This is a genomic window from Mycobacterium appelbergii, assembly GCF_032883035.1.
Taxonomy (GTDB): Bacteria; Actinomycetota; Actinomycetes; order Mycobacteriales; family Mycobacteriaceae; genus Mycobacterium; species Mycobacterium appelbergii.
The window spans coordinates 345,067-368,086 of the sequence record NZ_JAMQTH010000006.1 but is presented as its reverse complement, the minus strand read 5'-3'; the positions used below and the strand labels follow the sequence as shown (position 1 = coordinate 368,086).

The window sequence follows — 23,020 nt, the reverse complement described above, 5'->3', positions numbered from 1 at the left end:
TATCTGAAGCTCGAGCGGATTTTCCGGTCACTCCGGCCAGGAGGCGTTGGCGAGTTCGTCGCGGCTTCCGCCGCGCGAGACGAAGGACACCGACGACCGACGGGTTTCCTCGGCCACGAGTTTCACAACGTCCAGGTACCGAGCCAGGTCGATGCCGGTATCCACGCCCAGCATGTGGCAGGTGTGAACCAGATCCTCGGTCGGTGCGTTGCCCAAAACCTCCGGATCACCCGGAAACCACATATCGCCCCCGAGACCTCCGAACGACGTCTCCAACCAGTCGACCCCGGCGGCCATCGCGGCGATCGCATTCGCCATCGCGAGTCCGTTCCGATTGTGCAGGTGAACCCCAACCGCCAGGTGCGGATGACGTTCGCGCACACGACCAATGCCAGGGACTACTTCGTAAGGATGATCCATGCCGGATGTCGCCGCTAGGTACACGCCGGTCGCACCGGCGTCCACTGCCGCATCGACGACTGCGACGGTGCGTTCCCACGCCACCGGGCCGTAGGCAGGAGCGAAGAACGCGCACGCGATTCCCACCACCAGGTCGGCGCCGGAGTCCCGGACGAGTGGACCGATCTCGGCGAGCTCCGCCAGGACCTGTGCAGTGGTGCGGTTCTGGTTGCGCAGGCTGACTTCTTCTTCTGCCGAGACAACGACGACGATCTCGTCCAGTCCGGTTTGCACTGCGCGCTGAGCACCCCGCAGGTTGGGCACCAGACCGCGATACCGTACGCCCACGGGGCGCGGCACCCCCGCCATCACCTCCGCTGCATCGGCGAGCTGCGGTAGCACAGACGGGTGCGCGAACGACACCGCTTCGATTTCACGAACGCCGGCGTCGATCAGCCGCTCCACCACCTCAATCTTGGCCTGGGCTGTCAGAATCGGTTCGAAGACGGCCTGCAGCCCGTCCCGCAGTCCGACCTCGACGACACGGATCAGTGGCGGCAACGTTGGTAACGGGTTCATGCCACGCCGGTCGCCCGCAGGTGCGCCAATTCGTCTGTGGTCAATCCGAGTTCGCCTATCAAGACCTCATCGGTGTGGGCGCCGAGGCTGGGACCGGCCCACCGAATGCTCCCTGGTGACCGGGTGAGCCGTGGGACGACGTTCTGCATCGCCAGCGGCCCGAGGCGGTCGTGGGCGACCTCGATGATCGACTGGCGAGCCCGGTAGTGCTCGTCAGCCAGCATCTCGGGGCCACGGTAGATCTGACCGCAGGGCACCCCGTGTGTTTCCAGGATCTTCTCGATATCGCCGACCGGCAGCCCACGGGTCCATTCCGCGATCAGCTCGTCGAGTTCGGCCTGACGTTCGCCCCGCGCACCGTGAGTGGAGAAGCGCCGGTCATCGCCCAACTCGGGACAGCCCATGGCCTGGGCCAACCGACGGAACACGGTGTCCTGGTTCGCCGCGATCAGGACCCACGAGTCGTCGCTTGTCGGGTACACGTTGCTGGGAGAGACATTCGGAAGCACCGCTCCCGTGCGCTCACGGATGTAGCCAGTCTGCTGGTACTCAGGCACCAACGACTCCATCATCGCCAGCACAGCTTCGTAAATGGCCGAATCGACCACCTGGCCAAGGCCGGTTCGGCTCCGGTCGTGCAACGCAGCCAATGCGCCCAGGGTGCCGTACGTGGCGGCCAGTGAATCGCCGATGGAGATGCCGACGCGACTCGGTGGACTGGTCGGATCGCCGACGACGTAGCGCAGTCCGCCCATTGCCTCTCCAATGGCCCCGAACCCCGCTCGCTTGGCATACGGCCCCGTCTGGCCGAATCCCGAGACCCGAACCATGATGAGGCCGGGGTTCTCCGTCGCCAGGTCGTCATAGCCCAGACCCCACCTCTCGAGGGTGCCGGGCCGGAAGTTTTCGACCACGAGATCGGCGTGAACGATCAGTCGCCGGGCAAGCTCCTGACCTTCCGGCGTACGGAGGTTGCACGTGACCGACCGCTTGTTTCGCGCAACGACAGACCACCAGAGCGACTCCCCCAAGGGACGCTGATGTCCCCACTCTCGCATGGGATCCCCACGTCGTGGATCTTCGAGCTTGATCACGTCGGCACCCAGGTCGCCGAGAAGCTGGCCGCAAAAGGGCCCCGCGATCAGCTGCCCCATCTCCACGACCCGGATACCGGCCAACGGACCCGTCCCCGCGTCGCCGGCGTCCTTGTCCTGGCTGTCCACCAGATACTCCTCTTTCTTCATCGGATGCTGTCTTGCTTTTGACCCGAGTTCGACCGCGCACCGCACGTCACATCATGTGCTCAGACGTCACCGCGAACGGCAGTCAACTCGAGCGCCGCCTCCGCGATCTTCATGTCGTCGCTGTAGTGACCGCCTGAAACCCCTATGCCGCCCACGACCTGGCCGGCAACCGTGATCGGATAACCTCCGCCGAAAACGATCAGACGCGGCGTGTGCACGATTCCGTCCAGCAGCGGTGGGTCCCCTTTGATGAAGTCGTGCCAGGCGTGGGTGGGCATGCCGAACGCGACTGCGGTGTAGGCCTTGTCTTGGGCGAGTTGCACGGAAAGCTGCGGTGCGCCGTCCATCCTTCGGAATCCTTTGAGTTCGCCTGCGGCATCAACGACCGCGACCACGGAGCGCTGGCCCGCCGAGCCGGCATGCCCGACTGCGGCATCGAGCAATTGCTGAGCGAATGCATCCGTAATCGTGGCTTGCTCGTATGTGCGATCTGACGTCATGTGGTGCGGCCCTTTCCGGTGTTCTCGTTTGTGCTGGTGGCGTGAACCTGGATCGGCTTTCGGACAATGCCTGGTGTGACACCTGCCCCTGGAATCGCTCTCTTGCCCGGCCGGTCTGATGGCATGCCCAACGCCTGGATGCGGTGAACAGCGGCCTCGGACACATTGACGTTCGGTGCGCTCACGCTGCGAACGCCGTCGACTTGTCGAATCAGCGGTGCCACCTTGCTGTAGAACGTCGCCGCGACGGCGGGGCAGGCGCGGCAGGCGCCGCGAAACTCCAGCTCGACGTCGCCGGCCGGCGAAACCGCAGCCGCTGACACCGCGCCGCCGTGCGAGTCGAGGAAACGACCGAGGTGCTGATGAATTGCTTGGTCGACCGCCGACTGGACATCGCGCGACGTCTCGGTGATCGACATGTCAGCGGGTCCGATCGTCGGAGCCGTGAATGGCCTTGAGTGTCTGCCCGACATCGATACCCAGCAATCCAGCGTAGTTCTCTCCCAGGATCTTTCGCTTGTCCTCCCGGGTGATCGGCGGGAATCCGTAATCCTCCTGCAGGTTCTCCGGCATCTCCAGGTCCAGGAACAATTCGATGTAGCCCTGGACGTTGGGCCAGACAAATGCCTCCGACCCGTACAGCAGCCGGTCCGGCCCGACATACATCATGGCCTTTCCCAGCCGTTTGAGCGCCTCCCTCGGCATGATCGGGTAGACATTGATCCACGCCGAAAGCGCAAGCCAGACATTGCTGTTGCGCGATGCGATGCTGATGGACTCGTCGATGTAGGGGTCGCCGAGGTGGTGGATGATGAAATTGAGATCCGGGAAGTCGATCGCCGCCTGCTGGATATCGGTCGGGTGCATGTGCTCCATACGTTCGGTACCGAACGGGACACCCTTGTGAAACTGCACGTTGTTGACTCCGAGTTCGAGCGCCTTCTCCCACATGGGGTAGGCCATCTTGCGATCATCGATCCGCCAACTGAGCGAATTGTCGTGCGCTTGATAGAATTTGAAGCTTACCGCTTGCATCTCCTCAACCTGGCGGGTCATCTCGTTGATCGCGCCCTCGACGCCCTGGTACAGCGGGTCTACCCCGCCACAGAACAACACCCGGTCCGGGTAGGCCTCCTTGAGTGCGTACTGGCGCCGCGCCGGTGAGAAGCCGTCCTTCCACCACCCGAACAGCGGCACAGTCTGCGCCATGGCGATGTCGGTGTCGGACTCCTCGAACAGAATCCGACCAGCCTCCTCAACGCTCATCTCCTGATCCATGAAGTGGTCGTTGGCAGGATATTTCGCGTTGGAGAACAGCTCGCCCATGCCGATCAGACTTTTAGCGGTGAGCACTCCCGACGGGTTGAGGTTGTCGGGCTTGTTGTCGTACATGTGCACGACGTTGTCGAAGATGAACAGTCCATCACGCATGTTGGGTGACCTTTCTATCGGGGGCTGTAACTTGGTTGGGTTGGCGGGTGTATGGCACGTCAGCTTCGGGCGCCAAGACGGAAGCCTTCGCGCACTGCGGGTACGGTGTGCGGCAGATCGACGATCGGCAGTCCGTGCGTAGGGCAGATCAACTGAACGTCAAGACCTTCGAGCAGCAGATCCAGTTCTTGTAGATACGGTTCGACGTCAGTGAGACGTGTCCAATACAAGGCCAGCTCCGCGAACAACGCCGTCATGTCGGGGAGATCGAGTGATGTCGCCTCCTCCGCAACCAGGCCGCAGTGTCCGTCTGTGTGGTAGTGGCTGTAGGCGAACCCGTCACCGGGGAACAGGGCGCGGGATTTGTCGTCGAATCCCCAGTAGGTGGGCATGAGGTCCCTGATGACTCCCCCGACAATGCGGAAGGTCCGGCCACCAAGGTCGTAATGCAATGTTTCCCCGGTCGGCACTTCGATGCGGTCGGCGAACTGCGGAAAGGCAAGATGTAAGTCCTGCACACCACCTATCGCAACGGCCGACGGATACTTGTCGAGCAACCTCCCCACCCCGCCCGCGTGCGGCGTTTCCGGATGGGTAGAGAAGACGTACTCGATCGGTGCCACCGACGAGATGAGTTGGTCGAGTTGACTTTCGATCAAGTCGATGTCGCCAGGGAAGCCAGTCTCGACGACCACCGACTTTTTCGTGCCAGAAACGACGTACACCGAGTTGTAGGAGTGGAACATCTTCCCCTGGTAGGGCTGTTGTAAGCATCCGCCCAGCCAGTGAACTCCAGGTGCGAGATTGCGCGGCAGTGGCAGCGGACCGATGACGGACGTCGTCTCAGCGGCGTGTGGCGACAGTGTCATGCGGGGATCCTTCCCATGCGGGCCGCAGCAGAGGGAGCATCAGCGAGTTGCCGCAGCGCACTCTTGTAGATGTCGACGGTGCGCGCCACCGTCTCCACGCCTTCGAGGACAGGACCGTATGCGGGTGCGATGCGTTCGACAGGGAAACAGGTGAACACCTGATCGAGCCAGTCGACGATCTCACTGGTCCGCGCTCCAGCCAACCACCAATACCTGGTGGCAATCAGGTACTCGATCAGTTCGTCGACCGTCACCTCGTGCACGCTCTCACCGTCGAGATGGCAGAAAGCATCGGACGTGAAAAGGGTGCGCGACAGTGGATCGAACAGCCAGTGGGTGTTGAGCAATCGCAAGGCGGGAACGATTGCGGAGATGGCGCGGGATGGATTGTCCAGGAACGTGATCGGATCTTTCTTCAGAACGGAGTAGCCGGTACCGGCGGCAGATTCATCCAGCCGCTGGTCCGGTCGGAAGCCGAACCAGGTCATGCCCTGGGATTGTGCGCCGAACACCATAGTGACGTTGAACCGATTCACGGTCGGTACTACGTTGCAGACGGAATCGAACTCGCTCTGACGCAGCGTCACAACTCCGAGCCGATGGCCCCGGGGCAGCTCGTCCTCGAGCCATTGCATGATGAGGTCCTGGTGCGCACTGAACCCGGTGTCGATGAGGAGCGCAGCATCGCCGTCGCGCAGCAGGTACAAGTTGACAGTTGTCTGGCCGCGGAGACTGGACGGGTAAGCCGCGACCCTGCCATCGAGCGCGACCGGGATTTGCAGGGCGGTGACGGCACCACCCACGATGGGCGTACTTTTCGGCTTCACTTGATTCTCCATCACGTTCCGGCCACCCACGGGAGCCGCGGATGTGTGACTTGGAATCATTCCCGGCGAGTCGTGCGATGTCTGTCAAGCGCTTGACAGATGACCCACTCGTCGCAAAGTTATTAGCCTTTCGGCACGCGGCATCGATCACGGCAGATCGAACGGCTGCGGACGCAGTGGGGGGTTATCCCCAGTGACACTGGCAGTTTTGAGCGGCATGCTGGTGCTCATGACCTTGGTTGGCGTGCCTGCGGCGCGGGCCGACGGCATCGGATCGGACGCAGTCATGCACGACACCCAGCCGCTCGGCGGTCGCGAATTGACGGTCACGGTACAGCGCGTCGACGGCCACACCGCGGCACAGATCCCGTTTCTGGTTGCCGCGCAGGTTATGCCGCCGTGGACGAAAGCCAGTGACTACGGCTTTTTCGCCGCGGGCGGCGCTCCTCCCGACGACCGGCATGATCGAAATCGCCGGGCACGGCGGCGGGGGCCAACCAACGGCTAGAAAGGAACACCGCCATGACGAGTGCGGATTCGCGCGGCAAGTTACCGGCGTTTGTCATGCTCGCTGGCACCCTGATCTCGCTGTCGGGGTTGACCTGGGACATCGACTGGCACCTTGACGTCGGGCCGGATAGCTTTTTCACGCTGCCACATCTGTTCATCTACTCCGGCGGCGCGATCGCCGGGTTGACCAGCTTGGTGATGGTGTTGCGGGCCACCGCCGCACAGCGCAATGGCCAGGAGCCCGATCCGACCGTCGGCGGTCGCGCGTTCAAGGTACTCGGCGTATTCGCCGCGCCCATCGGCTATCTGGTCGCCGGCATCGCCGCGGCCTCATTCCTGCTGTACGGGCTGTACGACGAGTGGTGGCACGGCCTGTACGGATTCGACGTGACCGTTGCGTCGCCGCCACATCAAGGTTGGCTGACGTCGATCTGTGTCACCATGATCGGCACCGCAATCGTGTTCGCCGCGGCTCGCGAACACCGCTGGGGCCGTTGGGGTTTCATGATCGCGATTGCGGCGTTCGGGCAGTACGCCTCGATCCAGAGCGGCGCGCTGGCAGACCTCAACCTCAGCGCGACCATCGACTGGTCTACCCTGACCTGGCTGGCCATTCCGCTGGTCTGCGTGCTGCTCGGATCTCAAGTCGTGCCGCGCGGTGGAGCCATCGGCACCGGCCTTCTCACACTGGTGCTGAACCTGGCGACCTGGTCGTTCGCCAGCTGGGCGGTCGGCTGGTATGCCGACCTGCAGCACCTGGCGCTTCGCGACTTCGTCGAGTTGGGCTTCCCCATCGACATGGTGCTGATCCCCGCCATCGTTTTCGTGTTCGGCGTCTTCGTCGAGCTCCTGCTGCAGTGGAGAGGCGCGAGCGCCTGGCTGCTGGGCGGTTCCGGCGCGGCAGGGCTGATCGCAATTACCTGGCTGCTCAGCTCAATGGGATCCGGGGGCGTCGACCTGGGTGGTGAGGACGGCGGCGGGCACACGGGCAGCATCCTGCTGACGTGTGTCGCCGGGGGGCTGCTCGCGGGGATGCTCGGCGGCGCGACGTGGCGACTCGGCCGGGCGCTGCGTGAATCGAACGCGACACCTGCCATCAGTGTGACCGTCGGTGGCACAGCATGACCATCCACGGCCATTGCCGTAGAGCGTGCTCGTCGCACTGCATCGACGGCAAAAGCCTCGCGAGCCATGCCGTCAATCGCACTTGTCACGGACTCGTGTGGCAGGTCATCGGATCAGCCAGGCGGCCGAGCAGAATCACAGTAGACGTGTCGAGCATGCCTCTCGACGCCAATGCCTTCGGTGGCGATAAGTGCCAAACTTTTCTCGTCGAGCACATCAATATGGCCACGTCCCAGTGCGATGACGCCCGCCTGCTGCATGCGGTTCAACGCCTGAGTCACCGACACACGGGTACGACCAGTGGCGGAAGCGATCGTTTGATGTGTCAAGTCCAGCAGTATGTCCGCTTGGCCTGCCGGACCTCGCTTGCTCTCCGCATGGAAAGCCTCCAACAGGGCGGCGACCTGCGCAGTGGTGTCACGGAACGTCGCAACCTCCAGCTGGTCGATCAACGTGCCGATCTTGCCGTACGCCCAACTGAGCAACCGCATCAGCACTTCCGGCTGTGCAGCACACACAGTCCGCAGTTCGGCATGGGACAGCTTCAGCGCTTCGATGTCCGAAATGGCGTGCACTTGAGTGCCTTGTGGCACCTCCGAGTGGTTGCCGAAGGTGATGAAGTCACCCACCACCGATCCTGCGGAGCCGTAGAACAGCAGTCTCTCGCGGCCACCAGCCGTCAGAATTGAGATGCGGATGACGCCCGAGGTGATCAGCAGGGCATGGGTCATCAGCTGATCAATACCGGCGATCCACGCCCCAGCAGAAAAACCAACCGGCCTGCCGTTGTCGAACAACCGCGAGATATCAAGGTCGTCGCTGCTCAAGAATGGCTTCATGCTCGAAAGTCTCCTCCGGTGGGCGGTCCCAACAAGGTCCGCACCGTCCAGCAAGCTTATTGCGGTCGTTCTGCCGCGCCGCCATTGATCCGTCTGCGCTCGACGTCAGCGCGCCTCCTCCGACAAGGGGTAGACAACATCCTCAGCGCTGACCTCTCGTGCGAGTTCGGTTCGCGCCGCGATCTGAGCGAGGCTCGGGAACAAGGACTTGAAGACAATCGGCACCGCGCCCGCGACCAACAGCATTCCAGCGAAGAATGCAGTGGCCCTGGCGAATTCGTGTGAGTCTCCAGCCAGAATGCCGGCGATGTACGGCCCGACGAAGCCACCGAGGTTGCCGACGCTGTTGATCAGGGCAATGCCGCCCGCTGCCGCTGTCGCGGCGAGAACGCTCATGGGCGATGCCCAGAACAACACGATATAGGTCAGCGCACAGGCCACCGCCACGCACAACGCCCCGAATGCGATCAGGTGTGAAGAGGCCAGCAAGCTGAGGGCAAGTGCAACACCCGAGATGACGCCGAGAGCCGCCAGGTGCCAGCGGCGGTCGCCCGTGCGATCCTGACTGCGACCAAGCACCGTCATGGTGACCATTGCAATCACGAAGGGCACGGCGGCCAGCATGCCGTTCTCCATGCTCGAGATTCCCACGAATCCTTTCTGAATGATCTGCGGCAGCCAGAAGAAGATTCCGAAGTATCCGGCGCAGATGGCGAAGTAAGCGAGGCTGTAGATCCACACTGGCCATGTCCTGAGGGCCGCTACGAAGCTGGCGCTGCTATGCGGATCCAGCTTCTGAGCTTTGCGCTCGAGTTCCAGGCTCTCGATCAACGCGGCGCGTTCAGCATCCGGCAGCCACGACGCCTGCTGAGGGCCCGCGGGGACGAGCCTGATCCAGAGTAGGGCGAACACCATCGTCGCCACGCCAGCGGCGATGAACAGCCACTGCCACCCGTGAAGATCAAGCCATTGCATGCCGAGCACAAAGCCCGCCAACGGACCGCCGATCATGCCTGCGATGGGCACGGCGAGCAACGTCAACGCCAACGCCCTGCCCCGTTGAGCCGATGGCAACCACAACGTGATGGTGAAGATGACCCCCGGTGTGAAACCACCCTCGAAAACGCCCATCAAGAAGCGCAACACGACCAGTGTCTCGCCGTTCGGCACGAAGGCCTGCAGCGCCGTCACCGTGCCCCAAGCGAAGACGATGGCGCCGATCCACCTGGTCGCACCGACGCGCTGCAGCATGAGATTGCTCGGAACCTCGAACAACGCATAGCCAACAAAGAAGATCCCGGCCGCAAGCCCGAACATCTCGGCGGAGACACCCAAGGTGTCATTGAGCTGCAACGCGGCGTAAGAGATGGTCGACCTGTCGACATTCATCAGCAGCTGCCCGATGAGGAACATGGGAAGCAGTCTTCGGCTGATGATCCGGTAAGCGCTGTCAGTAGCAGCAGGGGTTGAGGTCATGCCAGGACATCTCCCGCGTCGTCGCCGGCGTCGGCAATGACGACCATAGGCGCACTGATCAGTTGCACTTGCTCTCCATCACGTTAGGGCTGCCACGGGAACCGCGGATATGTGATGTGGATCATTACCGGCGAGAATTGTGATGTCTGTCAACCGCTTTACAATCCATTACTGCCAGTGCCCGCTGGCCACGTCGATCAGGAACCAGGCCTTGTCCAGATCAACGCATAGCGGAACATCGGCAGCCTTCTCCATCGCACGCCGGGAAGCTCCCTGATCGCGCACTCGCGCACGTCCGAATACGAGTGTGGCGGCGGCCAAACGGTCGGCGCTGTGTGCTCCCAGTAGCCTCGCCGCCATGACAGCCACCGGTGCTGGACCACTCCCAGCACGCCGACGGCGAAGTCCCAGGGGTGCGAGGACCGTGCCAGACCGACCACGACCAGAACACCGCCGGGGGATGTCAGCTCCGCGAGACGTCGAAGAGTTGACGTGAGATCGGGCAGGTGGTGCAACGTTGTGACCGACGCCACGACGTCGAACGTCCGGTCGAACGGGTAGGCCATCACATCGCCGCGGATCCACTCGACACCGTCGACTTCCTCGTGCGCGGCTTCCGGCACCTCGTCGTCCATGTCGATCGCGACAACCTCCGGAACTTTTCGACGGAGATCAGCGGCCAATAACCCGTTCCCCGTCCCTACGTCGAGAGCGGACCGCGAATTGAGCGGTACCGCATCGAGCACCAGCCGGTGGTAGTGAATGTTGTGATTCCAGCGTTGGCGCTGCTTCCCACCCACGACGTGACGGTAACACCGGTTGCGCGCGGCCAGCGGTCAGAGTGTGCGGGTATCAATCTGTTCGCGGAGGATGTCGCCGTGCCCGGCGTGCCTGGCGAACTCCTCGATCATCGCGAGCAGGGTCCACCGCATGCTGACCGTGCCCTCATGGGGATGTTCCTTGGTGTCGTCAAGTCCGAAGCGGGACGCAATCACTCGTGAACGCCGGCTTGCGCGCTGAAACTCGGCGATGACGGCGGTCAAAGATTCGTCCTCGGCAACGGCGAAGGTGCCTTCGTCGCGGCGCGAGTATCCATCGCATTCCGATTCGTCGAGTCCCGCCCAGAACCGTTGAAACCAGATCCGTTCCGCGGCAGCCGCGTGTTTGATCAGGGAGATGGGTGTGGTCAGCGACGTAACGAGTCGTCGGCGGGCGTCTTCGTCAGACAGGCCGCGCACGGTCGCGATGAGCGCTTCACGGTTACGGTCGAGCATGCTCTCGATGACCGATCGCTCGGCACCGGTGGTAATTCCGATGGGGCTCATGGACTTTCACTCCGTTCAGTTGTGTGGGTGGGACAAACGGCAACCGGCATCCGGTGCCGATCGAATTCAGAGGGGAGAGACGAAACGTCCGGTGTCAGGAAAAGACCGGGAAAGGAGCGGATTCACCGCCGTCACTTAGGGCCAGTATGCGCTGCGGCGTGCCGAAGACGCCATACGGCCCCGGACCCGACGACAATGATGCCCCACATCAGAGGACGGAGCCTGGCATGAAACTCGCCCTTACCGATCTGTTCGAACCCGCGAACGATGACGAGTTGGCGATCACGCGATCGTTTTATGAGTCGCGACCCGCCGGTGTCGGCCCGAGTTCGCTGTCAGAACTGCAGGTGGCGCGATCCGCCAGGTTGGCCGAAGCCACCGCACCGGGCCCTGCTGCCGAGCACACGGTCGAGCGCGACGGCACGCGTGTGACGGTGCGCATCGTCACTCCGAGCAACAGCGACGTGAACGGGCTGTATCTCTTCTTCCCGGCGGGTGGCTTTTACCTGAGTTCAGCGGCGCACAGTGATGCCCGAAACACGAGAATCGCGGAGGCACTCGGGATGGCCGTGGTGACCGTCGACTACCGGCTTGCGCCGGAGTCCCCTTGGCCTGCGGCCCCGGACGATTGCGAAACGGCCGCTCTCTGGCTACTTGATGTTGCGGCCGAACGGTTCGGCACAACGAAGATCGCGCTGGGCGGCATGTCGGCGGGGTCGACCTTGGTCATGGCGACGTTGCTGCGCCTTCGCGACCGAGGCCTTGCGAAATCCCTTGTTGGCGCCGTACTCGAAGCAGGCACATACGACCTGAGTGGCCAGACCCCCGCCGGCCGCACCATCGCTGACGAATACTTCATCGAGGCATACGTCGGCCACGTACGCGACCGCACGGTCCCCGACATCTCTCCCACTTTCGGTGACCTGCGCGGTCTGCCGCCGACCCTCGTGGTCATCGGATCCGACGACGTGGTGCTGGCCGAGAACCTGGCCATGGCGGCCAGGCTGTCCGCAGCGGGTAATTGCGTCGACCTACGTCTGTACCCCCATGTTCCACATGGATTCTCGAACCATCCCACTCCGATCGCCCGACGCGCCGTACTCGACATCGATGCGTGGCTCAGGAGCCGCTTCGAATCGGCTGGATGAGTCTTTCGGCCGGAGGGCGTTCTACGAGACGACAGGTCATTTCCACAATGTCTTCGGATCAGCCCTCAAGAGGAGAAGAACATGAGCTTGGTCGACATCACACATCCCGGCAAGCCGGGTTATGACGAGTTGGTTCCCTCGCGTTACGCGCTGCGGGTCGGCGAGATCGACGTCCTGGTGATCAGCGACGGGGTGTTGCCGATCACCGCCGTCACGATGGCCACCAACGCCGCTCCCGCCGACCTGTCGGCCTGGCTGGATGACATGTTCCTGCCGCCGGAGGTCATCGACTGGCCGCTGAATGTGGCCGTGGTGCGCAGCGGTGGCAGGACCATCCTCATCGATTCCGGCCTGGGAACGGAGTTTCCGGATTTCCCGCGGGCCGGGCAGTTGGCGATGAGACTCGTCGCCGCCGGGATCGATCCGTCGTCCGTGACCGACGTGGTGCTGACCCACCTACACATGGACCACATCGGCGGACTCCTGGTCGACGGGCTGAGGAACCAGCTGCGGCCGGATCTGCGGGTCCACCTGGCGGCGGCCGAGGCAGAGTTCTGGGAGGCGCCCGACTTCTCCCACACCGTCATGCCGACACCGATTCCGGACGTACTCCGGCGGACCGCCACGCAGTTCCTGGATCTCTACCGCGGCCACCTGCAGCCGTTCGAGACCGAGTATGAGGTGGCCCCCGGCGTGCTGCTGCGCCGCACCGGCGGTCACACTCCGGGCCACAGCATCGTGCGCATCGAGTCCGGCGGGCAGGCATTGACGTTTGCCGGTGACGCCGTGTTCCAGCCCGGGTTCGACAACCCGGAGTGGCAGAACGGCTTCGAACACGATCCCGAGGAATCAACCCGGGTGCGGCTACGTCTGTTGAAGGAGCTCGCGGCCAGTGGCGAGGCTCTGGTGGCCACGCACCTGCCGTTCCCGTCGGTCTGCCACGTGGCGGTCGCAGGCAACGGCTTCCGGATGGTCCCGGCCGTCTGGGATTACTGACCACGAGCGCATCGTGAATCCGGCGGCAACCCGCACCGACCTTCTAGGATCGGACGGGTGCCGCCGGACGCATCGAAGACCAGGACCAAGCTGCTCGACAGTGCGGCCCGGGCGTTTGCCCGCGACGGTGTGTTCAACGCGTCGCTGATCGACATCACCCGCCAGGCAGGCCAGCGCAACCGGGCCGCACTCAGCTATCACTTCGGTTCGCGCGACGGCATATTGTGCGCCGTCATCGACCGCCACACAGCTTTCCTCGCGCACCGGGAGGGCGAGCTGCTGGAAGTCGCCAAGCAGGCGACCGGCCTCGAGTCCGTCATCGAGGCCCTGGTACGCCCCGCCGCGGAGCTTGCCGACAGCGGCTGGCAGGGCCGCTGCTGCCTGCTGATCATTGCCGAACTGACCGGTGAGGACATGTCCGAGTACAGCGCGGAACTGCAGGACGTACTCGCACGGACCGGTGGAAACGAGGTCTTCGAACTACTCACCGCGCGAACCGAGAATCTCACTAATTCCCTACGCACCGAACGTTTTTCGCTGATGGTGATGTTCATTCTGCGCGCCATTGCCGACCGCGCGCGTCTTTTGGAACGGCACACGCGGCATGGACGCCCACAGCTGGACCGCGAGCCGTTCGTGCGGAATCTCGTCGCCATGGCCGCTGCCGCCATGGCTGCGCCCGTACCTCCATTGACATAAGCACCCCTGCTTATTACTGTGGCCGGAGCGTGTACCGCTGCACGCAAGGCTGGAGGTCGACGAGTGCAGGCTGTCCGTGTCGTTCGTCATGATGATCCTGCGAAAGCCATTGAGGTTCAAGAGGTTCCGGAACCTACACCCGGGCCCGGAGAAGTGCGGATAGCCGTATCCGCCGCCTCACTGAACTTCGGCGACATCGCCCGGTGCCGTGGCACCGTGGCCAGCGTCATGGGCCAGCTGCCCTTCACGCTCGGCATGGACGCCTGCGGTGTGGTCGACAAGGCAGGCGACGGCGCCACTGAGTGGGTGGGGCGTCGTGTTGTCGCAATGACCAAACAATCCCTGGGTGGCCTGGCAGAGTTCGCCATCGCCCCGTCGACCACCACCTTCGATGCGCCGGACGGCCTGGATGACGTCACGGCGGCGGCCTTCACGCTGCCGTTCCACGTGGGATACCTTGCGCTGCACCGACGCGCGAAACTGACCTCCGGTGAAAACCTGTTGGTGGTGGGCGGTGCCAGCGCGGTCGGGACCGCGATGATCCAGCTCGGTGTCGCGGCGGGCGCCAACGTCATCGCGATCGCCGGCGGCCCCGAAAAGGTGCGGCTCTGTGAGGATCTCGGCGCATCGGCCATCGACCACACCGCGGGCGATCTCTTCGATGAGGTGAATGCCCGCACCGACGGGCACGGCGCCGACGTGGCCGTCGACCTCGTTGGCGGTGACCAGACCGAGGTCATCTGGACCTGCCTGGCCCGGGAAGGCCGATATCTGCCGGTCGGTTTCAACGACGACCCCCAGTCGGGTCTCACCGGGCGTCCCCTGCGCAAGGTCTCGATGGGCAACATCACGGTGCTCGGCGTGATCCTCGGTTACGGCGAGTTGCCGGTCGAATTCCGCCGATTCGGCCTCAACATCTTCCCCGCAGAGGTGGGCAGAGAGGTCCACGGTGCGCTCCTCGACCTGTTGGCCACGGGCAGAGTGCACCCGGTGATCGGCAGGCGGATCGCGATGGACGAGGTGGCAGGCGCCCTGGACGATCACGAACAGCGACGGACCATGGGACGCACGGTCGTCACGGTCGGGCGCGGATAGATGGCCATGCCCATGATGAACGCCGACGATGTGATGGCAGCCGCAGTCGAACAGGCCGGCTCTGACGACTTCGGACCCGATGACTTCGCCGAAGGTCTCACCGTTCTGTGCGCGTCGGCAAACGACGAGGCACAGCTGAGCGAGCTGGGCCGGTTCGCGGTGGAGCAGAACATGATCGGCGGCTTGGTGAATCGCCTGCGGATCAACGACTGGGTTCGTCGGCACCCGGCCATCCTCGATGAGCGCATCGATGCGCCTCTGGTGGTGGTGGGCATGTTCCGGGCGGGCACGACGTTTCTGAGCCAGCTGCTGGACCAGGACCCCGCCAACCGGGCGCTGCTGCGGTGGGAGGCCGCCGACAGCGTCCCTCCCCCATCGCCGGATATGTACCGATCGGGTCCCCGGGTCGATGCGGCCAACGCTGCGATCGAGATGCTCGAGTCACTCAATCCGCAGATGAGGGTCGTCCACCACGAGGACGCCGACAGCCCCACGGAGTGCATCACCCTGCTGGGTCAGGACTTCAAAAGCCTCACGTGGGAAGCGATGGCCAATGTGCCGTCCTACAGCGCCTGGCTCATGCAATCCGATTATCGATCCGCCTACCGGTATCACCGCCTGGTGCTGCAGGTTCTGCAGAGCGGAGGCAGACGCGGCGCATGGACGTTGAAGAGCCCGAACCACGCGATCGCACTGCATGAGTTGATCGAGGTGTATCCGGACGCACAGCTGGTCCTTCTGCACCGTGATCCGACGGTGCTGTGCGCTTCGGCGTGCAGCCTCATCTCCACCCTCACGAGCACCTTCAGCGATGCCGACCACACCAGCTACATCGCCGAACACTGGACACAGATGCTCGTGAAATCCGTTGAGCGGATAGAGACCTTCCGCCAGCATCATCCTGAGTCGAAGGTCATCGACGTGCAGTACGCCGACCTCGTCAGCGATCCGATGGGCACAGTCGGAGACATCTACGCCGCAAGCGGTCGAGAGTTCACGGACAAGGCACGCACGGCGATCTCAGGATGCATCGATGCCAATCCCAGGGGCGATTCGGCACCCACGGGTACCAGCTTGCGGACTTCGGACTGCACGCCGCCGAACTGCGGGAGCGCTTCGCCGAGTACGTCGAGCGTTATGACATCCCGGCAGAAGCAGCGGCGCGATAGAACGACACCAGCCCCTTAGGACTGCAGCTGCCCCAGGGTCACCTGAACGGTCCGCGACGCACCCGACGAATCACCGTAAGTCAACGTGACATCGTCGCCCGGCGCTTTGGAACGAACCGCGGCCACCAGTGACTCGGGTCCGTCGATCACCTGGTCATCGAGTTTGGTGATCACCGCACCCGTGGGCAGACCCGCAGCCGCCGCAGGGCCACCGTCGACCACTCCCGCGACCGCCGCGCCGTGGCCGTCATTGTCCGCGCCGAGCTGGACGCCCAGCGAGGCGTGTTGGACGGTCCCGGTAGAGACAAGCTCATCGGCAATGCGTTTGGCTTGATCCACCGGGATGGCGAATCCCAGACCGATCGAACCGCTCTGAGCACTCTGCGCGCCCTGGCCACCGCCCAGCGACGCTATCGCCGAGTTCACCCCGATGAGGTCGCCGTTCATGTCCACCAGGGCGCCGCCGGAGTTGCCCGGATTGATCGCCGCGTCGGTCTGGATGGCGCTCATCACCGAATGCTGGCCGGCCTGTTCGTCGCCGGTCGATACCGGGCGGTCCAGTGCGCTGATGATGCCGGTTGTCACCGTGCCCTGCAGACCCAACGGTGAACCGACCGCCACGACGTTCTGCCCGACTTTCAAATCCTTCGAAGAACCGATGGTGATCGGCGTGAGTCCGGAGACGCCCTGGGCCCGGACCACCGCGATATCGTCGTCCGGGTCCGTGCCGACGACGGAGAATGGGACCGTCTGCCCGTCGGAGAACGTCGCGGTCGCCTGTACTGCGGCACTCGTCCGGCCCGAAGGCCAGGCGCTGCGTCCCTCACCGGGATCCTGGGCATAAGGACCGTCCGCACTGCCCGGGAACGATCCGCCGGGGAACAACCCGCGCGGCAGGCCAGGCAGAGGCCCATCGGGGGCGGTATCAGCAGCCATCGGCCCCCGTTCGCCGCCACCTTGGGCAGCCGCGGCCACGACATGATTGTTGGTGAGGATCAGGCCGTCGGCGCTGAGCACGATCCCAGATCCCTCTTCGGTCCCCTGCCCGGTGTCGATCTGCAGTTTCACCACGCTGGGCAACACCTTTGCCGACACCTCTTCGACAGATCCGGTCGGCGCCGGACCGTTCGGCCGGATGGGAGCAGAGCCTGCTGCCGGCGAGGGTTTGCCGACGGGTCCCGGGGCCGACGCCTGAGCGTTGAGCGCCGGGCGCTCGGAATGATCGATCACCGCGACCGCTGACGCAGCACCGGCCACCATGGCCACCGCCGCTGTACCGCAGACCAGTACACCGACGCGCGTGCGCTTTGGCCGTTGCGGGTCCCGCTGGGGCAGCGGGTCTCTGAGCTGCTGATTCAGTTCGGGATGTGTGGGGTAGGCAGCGTGGTACATCGTGGTGCTGGCAGGCTGTTGATACCCACCGTGGCTCCACGGGCTCGGATCCTGTTGGTCCGTAGCTTGTTTCGGTGACCACTCGTGGTCGCCACCTTGTGACGACGAATTCCTTGCCCAGTAGCTCATTTGCGTTGACTTCTTCTTCCTTGAGACACAGACATGCATGCGCCGCACCGGCGCCTACGCAAAGGGTGCCTTGACCGACTGAGGCTTTGCTGAGAAGGGGTTCGGTTCTGGCCAAGAGTTTTTGGCCACCTATCCGGCTTTCGATCCGGGCCAACCGAGTTCACGACTGGGGCTTCGTCGATGGATTACCGCCAACCGAATATCACGAGTCACCCGCATGAATTCGTATCATGGGGCTGTCCAGTGCATTTAACCCTATCCGTATTTTTCGCTCTCAATGTATCCGACGCCGCATTCACACCGACACGACCGTTCTCCGCCGGCATTGCACACTTCCGGATTCGCGTACCGACTCAATGATGCGCCCGCCCACAACGACTCGCCTTCACCATTTGCGGTGATGTGCACCACGGCGTGATTGAGGCGTTGGTGCGGAAGACGCTTCACCGGGGCAGCGGCGGTCACCCGAAGCGCCAGCAAACGAGACGACGGTCCCCCGTAAGGGCCCCGCAGCATCCTGGCCTCGGATTTCGGCGCTGCCCGCGTGGGTCGAGTCAGCAAACCATCTGCAGCTTCTGAGAGCGGCGGTGAACGGCAGTCGCAGCACCGTGACCTTGTAACATGCGTGCTATCAGCTGAATTCATCTTCCAACGCGCTCAAGCGGCACCAGTGCCGACCTCGAACCCGGGGCTGCGCCACCAGGGATCCGCTGCCGTCAACCAGCTACGCGCTGGTCGCTCATGTTCGACGGACGCTGCGCCCACTGCCCGCCGTGCACAGCCGTGAACTAAGCTAGCAACTCAAGGTAATGGAGTTTGACGCCGTGTGCAGGTACCCACGGAATCCCGCGCGGCGATGGTCAGAGTGATTTGAACGTCGATCCGGTGAGGTGATGGGTTTTGGCCGATGTGCCGTTCGGACGTACCGCCATCCTCCCGCACACAGACTGGTATCGGCACGACCTCGACGGCCTTCGCGGCATTGCCATTGCACTGGTGGCGGTGTTTCACGTCTGGATGGGCAGGGTATCCGGCGGCGTCGATGTCTTCCTGCTGCTGTCGGGCTTCTTCTTCGGCGGCTCGGTACTACGCACCGCGCTGACCCCCGGGGAGACACTGGTACCACTGCACAACCTGCGCCGACTGGTGCGCAGGCTGGTGCCCGCGCTCGTCGTCGTCCTGGCCGCCTCAGCCGTTCTCACCGTGCTGATTCAGCCCCAGACGCGCTGGGAGGCGTTCGCCGACCAGAGTCTGGCGAGTCTGGGCTACTACCAGAACTGGCATCTCGCGGGTACCGCATCCAACTATGTGCAAGCCGGGCAGGCGGTCAGCCCGCTTCAGCACATCTGGTCGATGTCGGTGCAGGGCCAGTTCTACGCCGCCTTACTGATGCTCGTTTTCGTGATCGCATACCTGCTGCGCCGCTCTCTCGTCAGGCACACTCGGCTTGCGATCGTCGTGGCATTGAGCACACTGTGTGTCGCCTCGTTTGTCTATGCGGTCTCCGCTCACACCGCCGACCAGGAGAGCGCCTACTACAACAGTTTCGCTCGCGCGTGGGAGTTGTTGCTCGGCGTGCTGGTCACGCTGCTGGTGCCCCACATCCGGTGGCCGATGTGGTTACGCACCGCGGTAACAGCTGTCGCGCTCGCGGCCGTCTTGTCCTGCGGCGTGCTGATCGATGGCGCCGCGGAGTACCCCGGGCCGTGGACGTTGGTCCCGGTCGGAGCCACGGTGCTGATCATTCTGGGCGCTGCCAATCAGCCGGCCGGTCCGCGTGATCGCCTCCCGTTCGCGAACCGGCTGCTGGCAACGAGGCCGCTGATCGCGCTCGGCGCGATGTCGTACTCGCTGTATCTGTGGCATTGGCCGTTGCTGATCTTCTGGCTCGCACACGCCGGTCGATCCCGGGTCAGCTTCGTCGAAGGTGCGTGCGTCCTACTGGCTTCCGGCGTGTTGGCGTACCTGACCACCCGGTTCGTCGAGAACCCGCTGCGCGCTCAACAGACGTCCGCACCGGCGCGCGAGATCGACCCGAAACCGTTGTGGCTGCGGATCCGGCGGCCGACGATCGCATTGGGTTCGACGGTGGCGCTGCTCGGTGTCGCGCTGACAGCCTCTGCGTTCGGCTGGCGCCAGCACGTGATCGTGCACCGGTCCGTTGACGCGCAGCTCGCTGCCCTGCCTGCACACGACTACCCGGGCGCGCGGGCGCTGACCGATAACGCCAAGGCGCCCGAGTTGCCGATACGTCCCACCGTGTTCGAGGCTCGTCGTGACCTGCCGCCGCCCGCGGCGGCGGGCTGCAGTAACGACTCGGATTACCCGGCGCTGACCAACTGCACGTACGGAGATCCCAACGCCGAACGTGTTGTCGCGGTGGTCGGGGCGTCCCATGCCGAGCATTGGATACCAGCACTGGATCAGCTGGGTCGACAACACCACTTCAAGGTCGTCACGTACTTGAAAATGGGCTGCCTCCTGACCACCGAGGAGTTGCCGACGATGGATTCCCCGCCAGAGTCGTACTCGCGGTGCCATGAGTGGGTCCAACACGTCGTGCCCAAGTTGCTCACCGACCGCCCGGACTACGTGTTCACCACCACGACCCGGCCGCGCGAATCCGAGCCAGGCGACTACACACCCGACGGCTACCTTCCCATCTGGAACATGCTGTCCGACAGCGGTATCGGCATTCTCGGGGTGCGAGACACCCCCTGGCTGGTGCGCGACGGCCAGCTGTTCGACCCTGCCGACTGCCTGGCCGGTGACGGCGACGCCGTCAGCTGCGGCGTGAAACGCTCGGATGCGCTCGCGGAGCGCGATCCGACACTGGACGTGGCGGGACGATTTCCACTGCTGCGGACACTCGATATGACCGATGCCCTGTGTGAGAACGAATTCTGTCCAGCGGTTGAGGGAAATGTGCTGATCTACCGGGACTCTCACCATCTCTCCGCCACCTACGTCCGCACCCTCGCCGACGAACTCGGACGCCAGATCGCTGCCGCCACCGGCTGGTGGCCACCTCCCCGAGGCCACTTGTGATGCGCTTCAGCCTGCCTGCGTGACGGTAGCGAGCAGGCCGTCGATCAGTTCCTCGGCGTTCGTATGCCATTTGTCGGTATGCAGCAGGCCACTGACTTCCAGGCCGGCGGCACCATGCGCACCGGTCAGGAGGATGGCCGCGCAACGCTGGGCGTTCTGCTCGCCGACGACGTCGCCGACGATGGCGACGAACTCGTCGCAGCCGCGTTGGGCGGCCCGCACCACTGCAGTCGGATCCCCCGCCGGCGCGCTGAACATCAACTGGTACAGGTACGGCTGACGCCTGCTGACGGTGACGAGCCCGAGGAGCGCCGCGCGGAGCTTGGCCATGGACGCAAGCCGCGAGTCGGTCTGCAACCCATGCATGTGATCACCGACGCGCCGCCAACCCTCGGCAGCGACCGCGGTCAGCAGGCTCTCCTTGTTGGCGAAGTGACGGTAAGGCGCACCACGGCTCACCCCGGCCCGTGCGCCCACCTCGCGCAGCGTCACGGCGTCAGGACCGCCGCTGTCGAGCAGCTCGGTGGCCTCGTCGAGCAGAGCACGGCGCGTGGCGGCGGCTGATTCCGTGCGATTCACACCACCCATCTTATGTTGACACTGTCATCTGAACTGGTAACTTTGTTGAGATGACACTGTCATCTGAAGTCGGGGCGTTAGCCGTAGTCACCGGTGCGTCCACCGGCATCGGCGCGGCGACGGCGCGGGAACTGGCCCGACGGGGATTCCACGTCCTCGCGGGTGTCCGGCGCAACCGGGACGCCGACGCGATCCGGGGGCCCGGGATTGAGCCGCTGATCATCGACATCACCGATCCGGACCACATCGAGGCGCTGGCTACCCGGGTGCGTGAGGACCCGGACGGCCGCCCACTGCGGGCGTTGGTGAACAACGCCGGCGTCCAGGCCAACGCCCCGGTCGAGGCTTTCGCGATCGACGACTGGCGACGCCTGTTCGAAGTCAACCTCTTCGGCCACGTGGCCGTCACCCAGGCTCTCCTGCCGGCCCTGATCGCCAGCAGGGGCCGCGTGGTCAACATCAGCTCCGTGGGCGGCAAGGTCGCCATGGCCGCCTACGGGCCTTACGCCGGAACGAAGTTCGCCCTCGAAGCGGTCAGCGACTCATTGCGGCGCGAGCTCGCACCGCTCGGCGTACAAGTGGTCGTGGTCGAACCGGGCGCCGTGTGTACCAACATGCTCGGCAAAGCGGGTACCACCGCGCACGAGCGGGTGTCTGCCATGACGCCCGAGCACAGGCAACGCTACGGCGGACTGGTGCACGCCATCACGGCGCAAGCGGCGTCATCAGCCCTGTCGGGCTTGCCCGCTGACGCCGCAGCCAAGGTGATCGCACGGGCGACCACTGCGCGCAACCCGCGCACCCGCTACACCGTGGGCCGGGATGCGGCCCTGATCACCCGCCTGGTGCGCGTCCTCCCCGACCGGGCACTCGACCGCGTTCTCGCCGCTTCGCTACGGCGAGAACTCCGCTCCTGCGATCTGCCGAGTGGGCCTGGCCGGCGGTGCAGCCATCGCGGGGCTACCGGCAATGACCGCCTGACGCGGCTGTAGCGTGGCGACCGTGAACTTCTCTCGTGTGCCTTCTGCCGTCGTGCTCGCCGCCTGTGCCACGTCGATTGCCATGACGCTCGCCGCATGCGGCTCCGATACGGATACGTCGGCAGCTACGGCGACAAGCACGCCGTCGGTGGCCGATGCACTCACACCGTCGATCACCGAAACCGCAACCGAAGCCAGCACGTGCCCGACTGCTGCTCCCGACAGCAATGGCACACCCGAATGGACGTTGCCCGGCGACACCGGCAGTGTCGGGGTGACCGGGTCCACCGATACGAATGCCCCGAACATCAAGGTGGAGGCGCCGTTCAGCGTGACGGAAACCCAGGTGCACACCCTGCAGCCCGGTGATGGCCCGGTTGTCGAGGACACGGCCACGGTTTCTGTGTGCTACATGGGCGTCAATGGGCGTGACGGCTCGGTGTTCGACAACAGCTATGAGCGGGGTACCCCAGTTGACTTCCCGCTCAACGGCGTCGTGGCGGGATTCCAGAAAGCTATCGCGGGACAGAATGTCGGATCCACGGTCGCTGTCGCAATGACTTCTGCCGACGGCTACCCCGACGGTCAGCCGGCCGCCGGCATCCAGCCGGGCGACTCACTGATCTTCGCAATCAAGATTCTCGAGGCCAGTTGAGCATCG

At 64.2% G+C, this 23,020-nt stretch carries 23 protein-coding genes; 10 read left to right on the top strand and 13 right to left on the bottom strand.

Annotation, left to right across the window (positions count from 1 at the left end; translation table 11 throughout):
- Positions 1-27: 27 nt before the first annotated feature.
- The 7 genes from M1247_RS16265 to M1247_RS16235 are packed head-to-tail and all read right to left on the bottom strand — an operon-like array spanning position 28 to position 5,849.
- The gene (locus tag M1247_RS16265) at positions 28-978 is read right to left on the bottom strand and encodes a hydroxymethylglutaryl-CoA lyase-like TIM-barrel protein (RefSeq protein ID WP_317157373.1); all 951 of its coding nucleotides are present in this window, start codon (positions 976-978) and stop codon (positions 28-30) included.
- Complete coding sequence (locus M1247_RS16260) at positions 975-2,222, bottom strand: CaiB/BaiF CoA transferase family protein (RefSeq protein ID WP_317157372.1); 1,248 nt, start codon at positions 2,220-2,222, stop codon at positions 975-977. Before M1247_RS16260 ends, M1247_RS16265 begins: the two co-directional genes overlap by 4 nt.
- Before the next feature lie 59 nt (positions 2,223-2,281).
- Positions 2,282-2,722 carry a GlcG/HbpS family heme-binding protein gene (locus M1247_RS16255; protein WP_317157371.1) on the bottom strand — a complete coding sequence of 147 codons (441 nt, stop codon included), beginning with the start codon at positions 2,720-2,722 and terminating at the stop codon, positions 2,282-2,284.
- Positions 2,719-3,141: a NifU family protein gene (locus M1247_RS16250; RefSeq protein ID WP_317157370.1), complete on the bottom strand. Its 423-nt coding sequence runs from the start codon at positions 3,139-3,141 to the stop codon at positions 2,719-2,721. The genes M1247_RS16255 and M1247_RS16250 overlap by 4 nt, the downstream gene beginning before the upstream one ends.
- Position 3,142: 1 nt before the next feature.
- On the bottom strand, positions 3,143-4,153 hold the full coding sequence (locus M1247_RS16245) for an amidohydrolase family protein (protein ID WP_317157369.1): 1,011 nt from the start codon (positions 4,151-4,153) through the stop codon (positions 3,143-3,145).
- 59 nt (positions 4,154-4,212) lie between these two features.
- On the bottom strand, positions 4,213-5,022 hold the full coding sequence (locus M1247_RS16240) for an MBL fold metallo-hydrolase (RefSeq protein WP_317157368.1): 810 nt from the start codon (positions 5,020-5,022) through the stop codon (positions 4,213-4,215).
- Complete coding sequence (locus M1247_RS16235; protein WP_317157367.1) at positions 5,019-5,849, bottom strand: MBL fold metallo-hydrolase; 831 nt, start codon at positions 5,847-5,849, stop codon at positions 5,019-5,021. The genes M1247_RS16240 and M1247_RS16235 overlap by 4 nt, the downstream gene beginning before the upstream one ends.
- Before the next feature lie 193 nt (positions 5,850-6,042).
- Between M1247_RS16235 and M1247_RS16230 the strand changes: the two genes are divergently transcribed.
- Together M1247_RS16230 and M1247_RS16225 are read left to right on the top strand one after the other, a co-directional pair.
- Entirely contained in the window at positions 6,043-6,357 is a 315-nt protein-coding gene (locus M1247_RS16230) for a hypothetical protein (RefSeq protein WP_317157366.1), read from the top strand.
- 14 nt (positions 6,358-6,371) lie between these two features.
- The gene (locus M1247_RS16225; protein WP_317157365.1) at positions 6,372-7,484 is read left to right on the top strand and encodes a hypothetical protein; all 1,113 of its coding nucleotides are present in this window, start codon (positions 6,372-6,374) and stop codon (positions 7,482-7,484) included.
- Between the two features lie 113 nt (positions 7,485-7,597).
- Here the strand turns inward: M1247_RS16225 and M1247_RS16220 are convergent, their stop codons facing one another.
- From M1247_RS16220 to M1247_RS16205, 4 genes are all read right to left on the bottom strand, one after another.
- The gene (locus M1247_RS16220; RefSeq protein WP_317157364.1) at positions 7,598-8,323 is read right to left on the bottom strand and encodes a Crp/Fnr family transcriptional regulator; all 726 of its coding nucleotides are present in this window, start codon (positions 8,321-8,323) and stop codon (positions 7,598-7,600) included.
- 105 nt (positions 8,324-8,428) lie between these two features.
- Positions 8,429-9,799: an MFS transporter gene (locus M1247_RS16215; protein WP_317157363.1), complete on the bottom strand. Its 1,371-nt coding sequence runs from the start codon at positions 9,797-9,799 to the stop codon at positions 8,429-8,431.
- Positions 9,800-9,996: 197 nt separating this feature from the next.
- On the bottom strand, positions 9,997-10,599 hold the full coding sequence (locus tag M1247_RS16210) for a class I SAM-dependent methyltransferase (protein ID WP_317157362.1): 603 nt from the start codon (positions 10,597-10,599) through the stop codon (positions 9,997-9,999).
- A 36-nt stretch (positions 10,600-10,635) separates the two neighbouring features.
- On the bottom strand, positions 10,636-11,124 hold the full coding sequence (locus tag M1247_RS16205; RefSeq protein ID WP_317157361.1) for a DinB family protein: 489 nt from the start codon (positions 11,122-11,124) through the stop codon (positions 10,636-10,638).
- Between the two features lie 227 nt (positions 11,125-11,351).
- Here M1247_RS16205 and M1247_RS16200 point away from each other — a divergent pair, with 227 nt between their 5' ends.
- From M1247_RS16200 to M1247_RS16180, 5 genes are all read left to right on the top strand, one after another.
- Complete coding sequence (locus tag M1247_RS16200) at positions 11,352-12,272, top strand: alpha/beta hydrolase (RefSeq protein ID WP_317157360.1); 921 nt, start codon at positions 11,352-11,354, stop codon at positions 12,270-12,272.
- An 81-nt stretch (positions 12,273-12,353) separates the two neighbouring features.
- Positions 12,354-13,268 (top strand): MBL fold metallo-hydrolase, encoded by a 915-nt coding sequence (locus tag M1247_RS16195; RefSeq protein ID WP_317157359.1) that lies wholly within the window; start codon positions 12,354-12,356, stop codon positions 13,266-13,268.
- Positions 13,269-13,325: 57 nt separating this feature from the next.
- The gene (locus tag M1247_RS16190; protein ID WP_317157358.1) at positions 13,326-13,967 is read left to right on the top strand and encodes a TetR/AcrR family transcriptional regulator; all 642 of its coding nucleotides are present in this window, start codon (positions 13,326-13,328) and stop codon (positions 13,965-13,967) included.
- A 153-nt stretch (positions 13,968-14,120) separates the two neighbouring features.
- A complete protein-coding gene (locus tag M1247_RS16185) occupies positions 14,121-15,062 on the top strand; it encodes a zinc-binding dehydrogenase (RefSeq protein WP_317157357.1) in 942 nt (313 codons plus the stop codon).
- Entirely contained in the window at positions 15,063-16,250 is a 1,188-nt protein-coding gene (locus M1247_RS16180) for a sulfotransferase family protein (protein ID WP_317157356.1), read from the top strand.
- Here M1247_RS16180 and M1247_RS16175 read toward each other — a convergent pair.
- Positions 16,247-17,518, bottom strand: coding sequence for a S1C family serine protease (locus M1247_RS16175; RefSeq protein ID WP_410506887.1), 1,272 nt, complete (start codon positions 17,516-17,518; stop codon positions 16,247-16,249). The genes M1247_RS16180 and M1247_RS16175 overlap by 4 nt on opposite strands.
- A 1,134-nt stretch (positions 17,519-18,652) precedes the next feature.
- Here M1247_RS16175 and M1247_RS16170 point away from each other — a divergent pair.
- Positions 18,653-20,800: an acyltransferase family protein gene (locus M1247_RS16170; RefSeq protein ID WP_317157355.1), complete on the top strand. Its 2,148-nt coding sequence runs from the start codon at positions 18,653-18,655 to the stop codon at positions 20,798-20,800.
- A 6-nt stretch (positions 20,801-20,806) separates the two neighbouring features.
- Here M1247_RS16170 and M1247_RS16165 read toward each other — a convergent pair whose 3' ends face one another.
- A complete protein-coding gene (locus M1247_RS16165; protein ID WP_317157354.1) occupies positions 20,807-21,379 on the bottom strand; it encodes a TetR/AcrR family transcriptional regulator in 573 nt (190 codons plus the stop codon).
- A 50-nt stretch (positions 21,380-21,429) separates the two neighbouring features.
- Between M1247_RS16165 and M1247_RS16160 the strand changes: the two genes are divergently transcribed.
- Entirely contained in the window at positions 21,430-22,371 is a 942-nt protein-coding gene (locus tag M1247_RS16160; protein WP_317157353.1) for an SDR family oxidoreductase, read from the top strand.
- Between the two features lie 25 nt (positions 22,372-22,396).
- Positions 22,397-23,014: an FKBP-type peptidyl-prolyl cis-trans isomerase gene (locus tag M1247_RS16155; RefSeq protein ID WP_317157473.1), complete on the top strand. Its 618-nt coding sequence runs from the start codon at positions 22,397-22,399 to the stop codon at positions 23,012-23,014.
- The last annotated feature ends 6 nt before the right edge of the window (positions 23,015-23,020 follow it).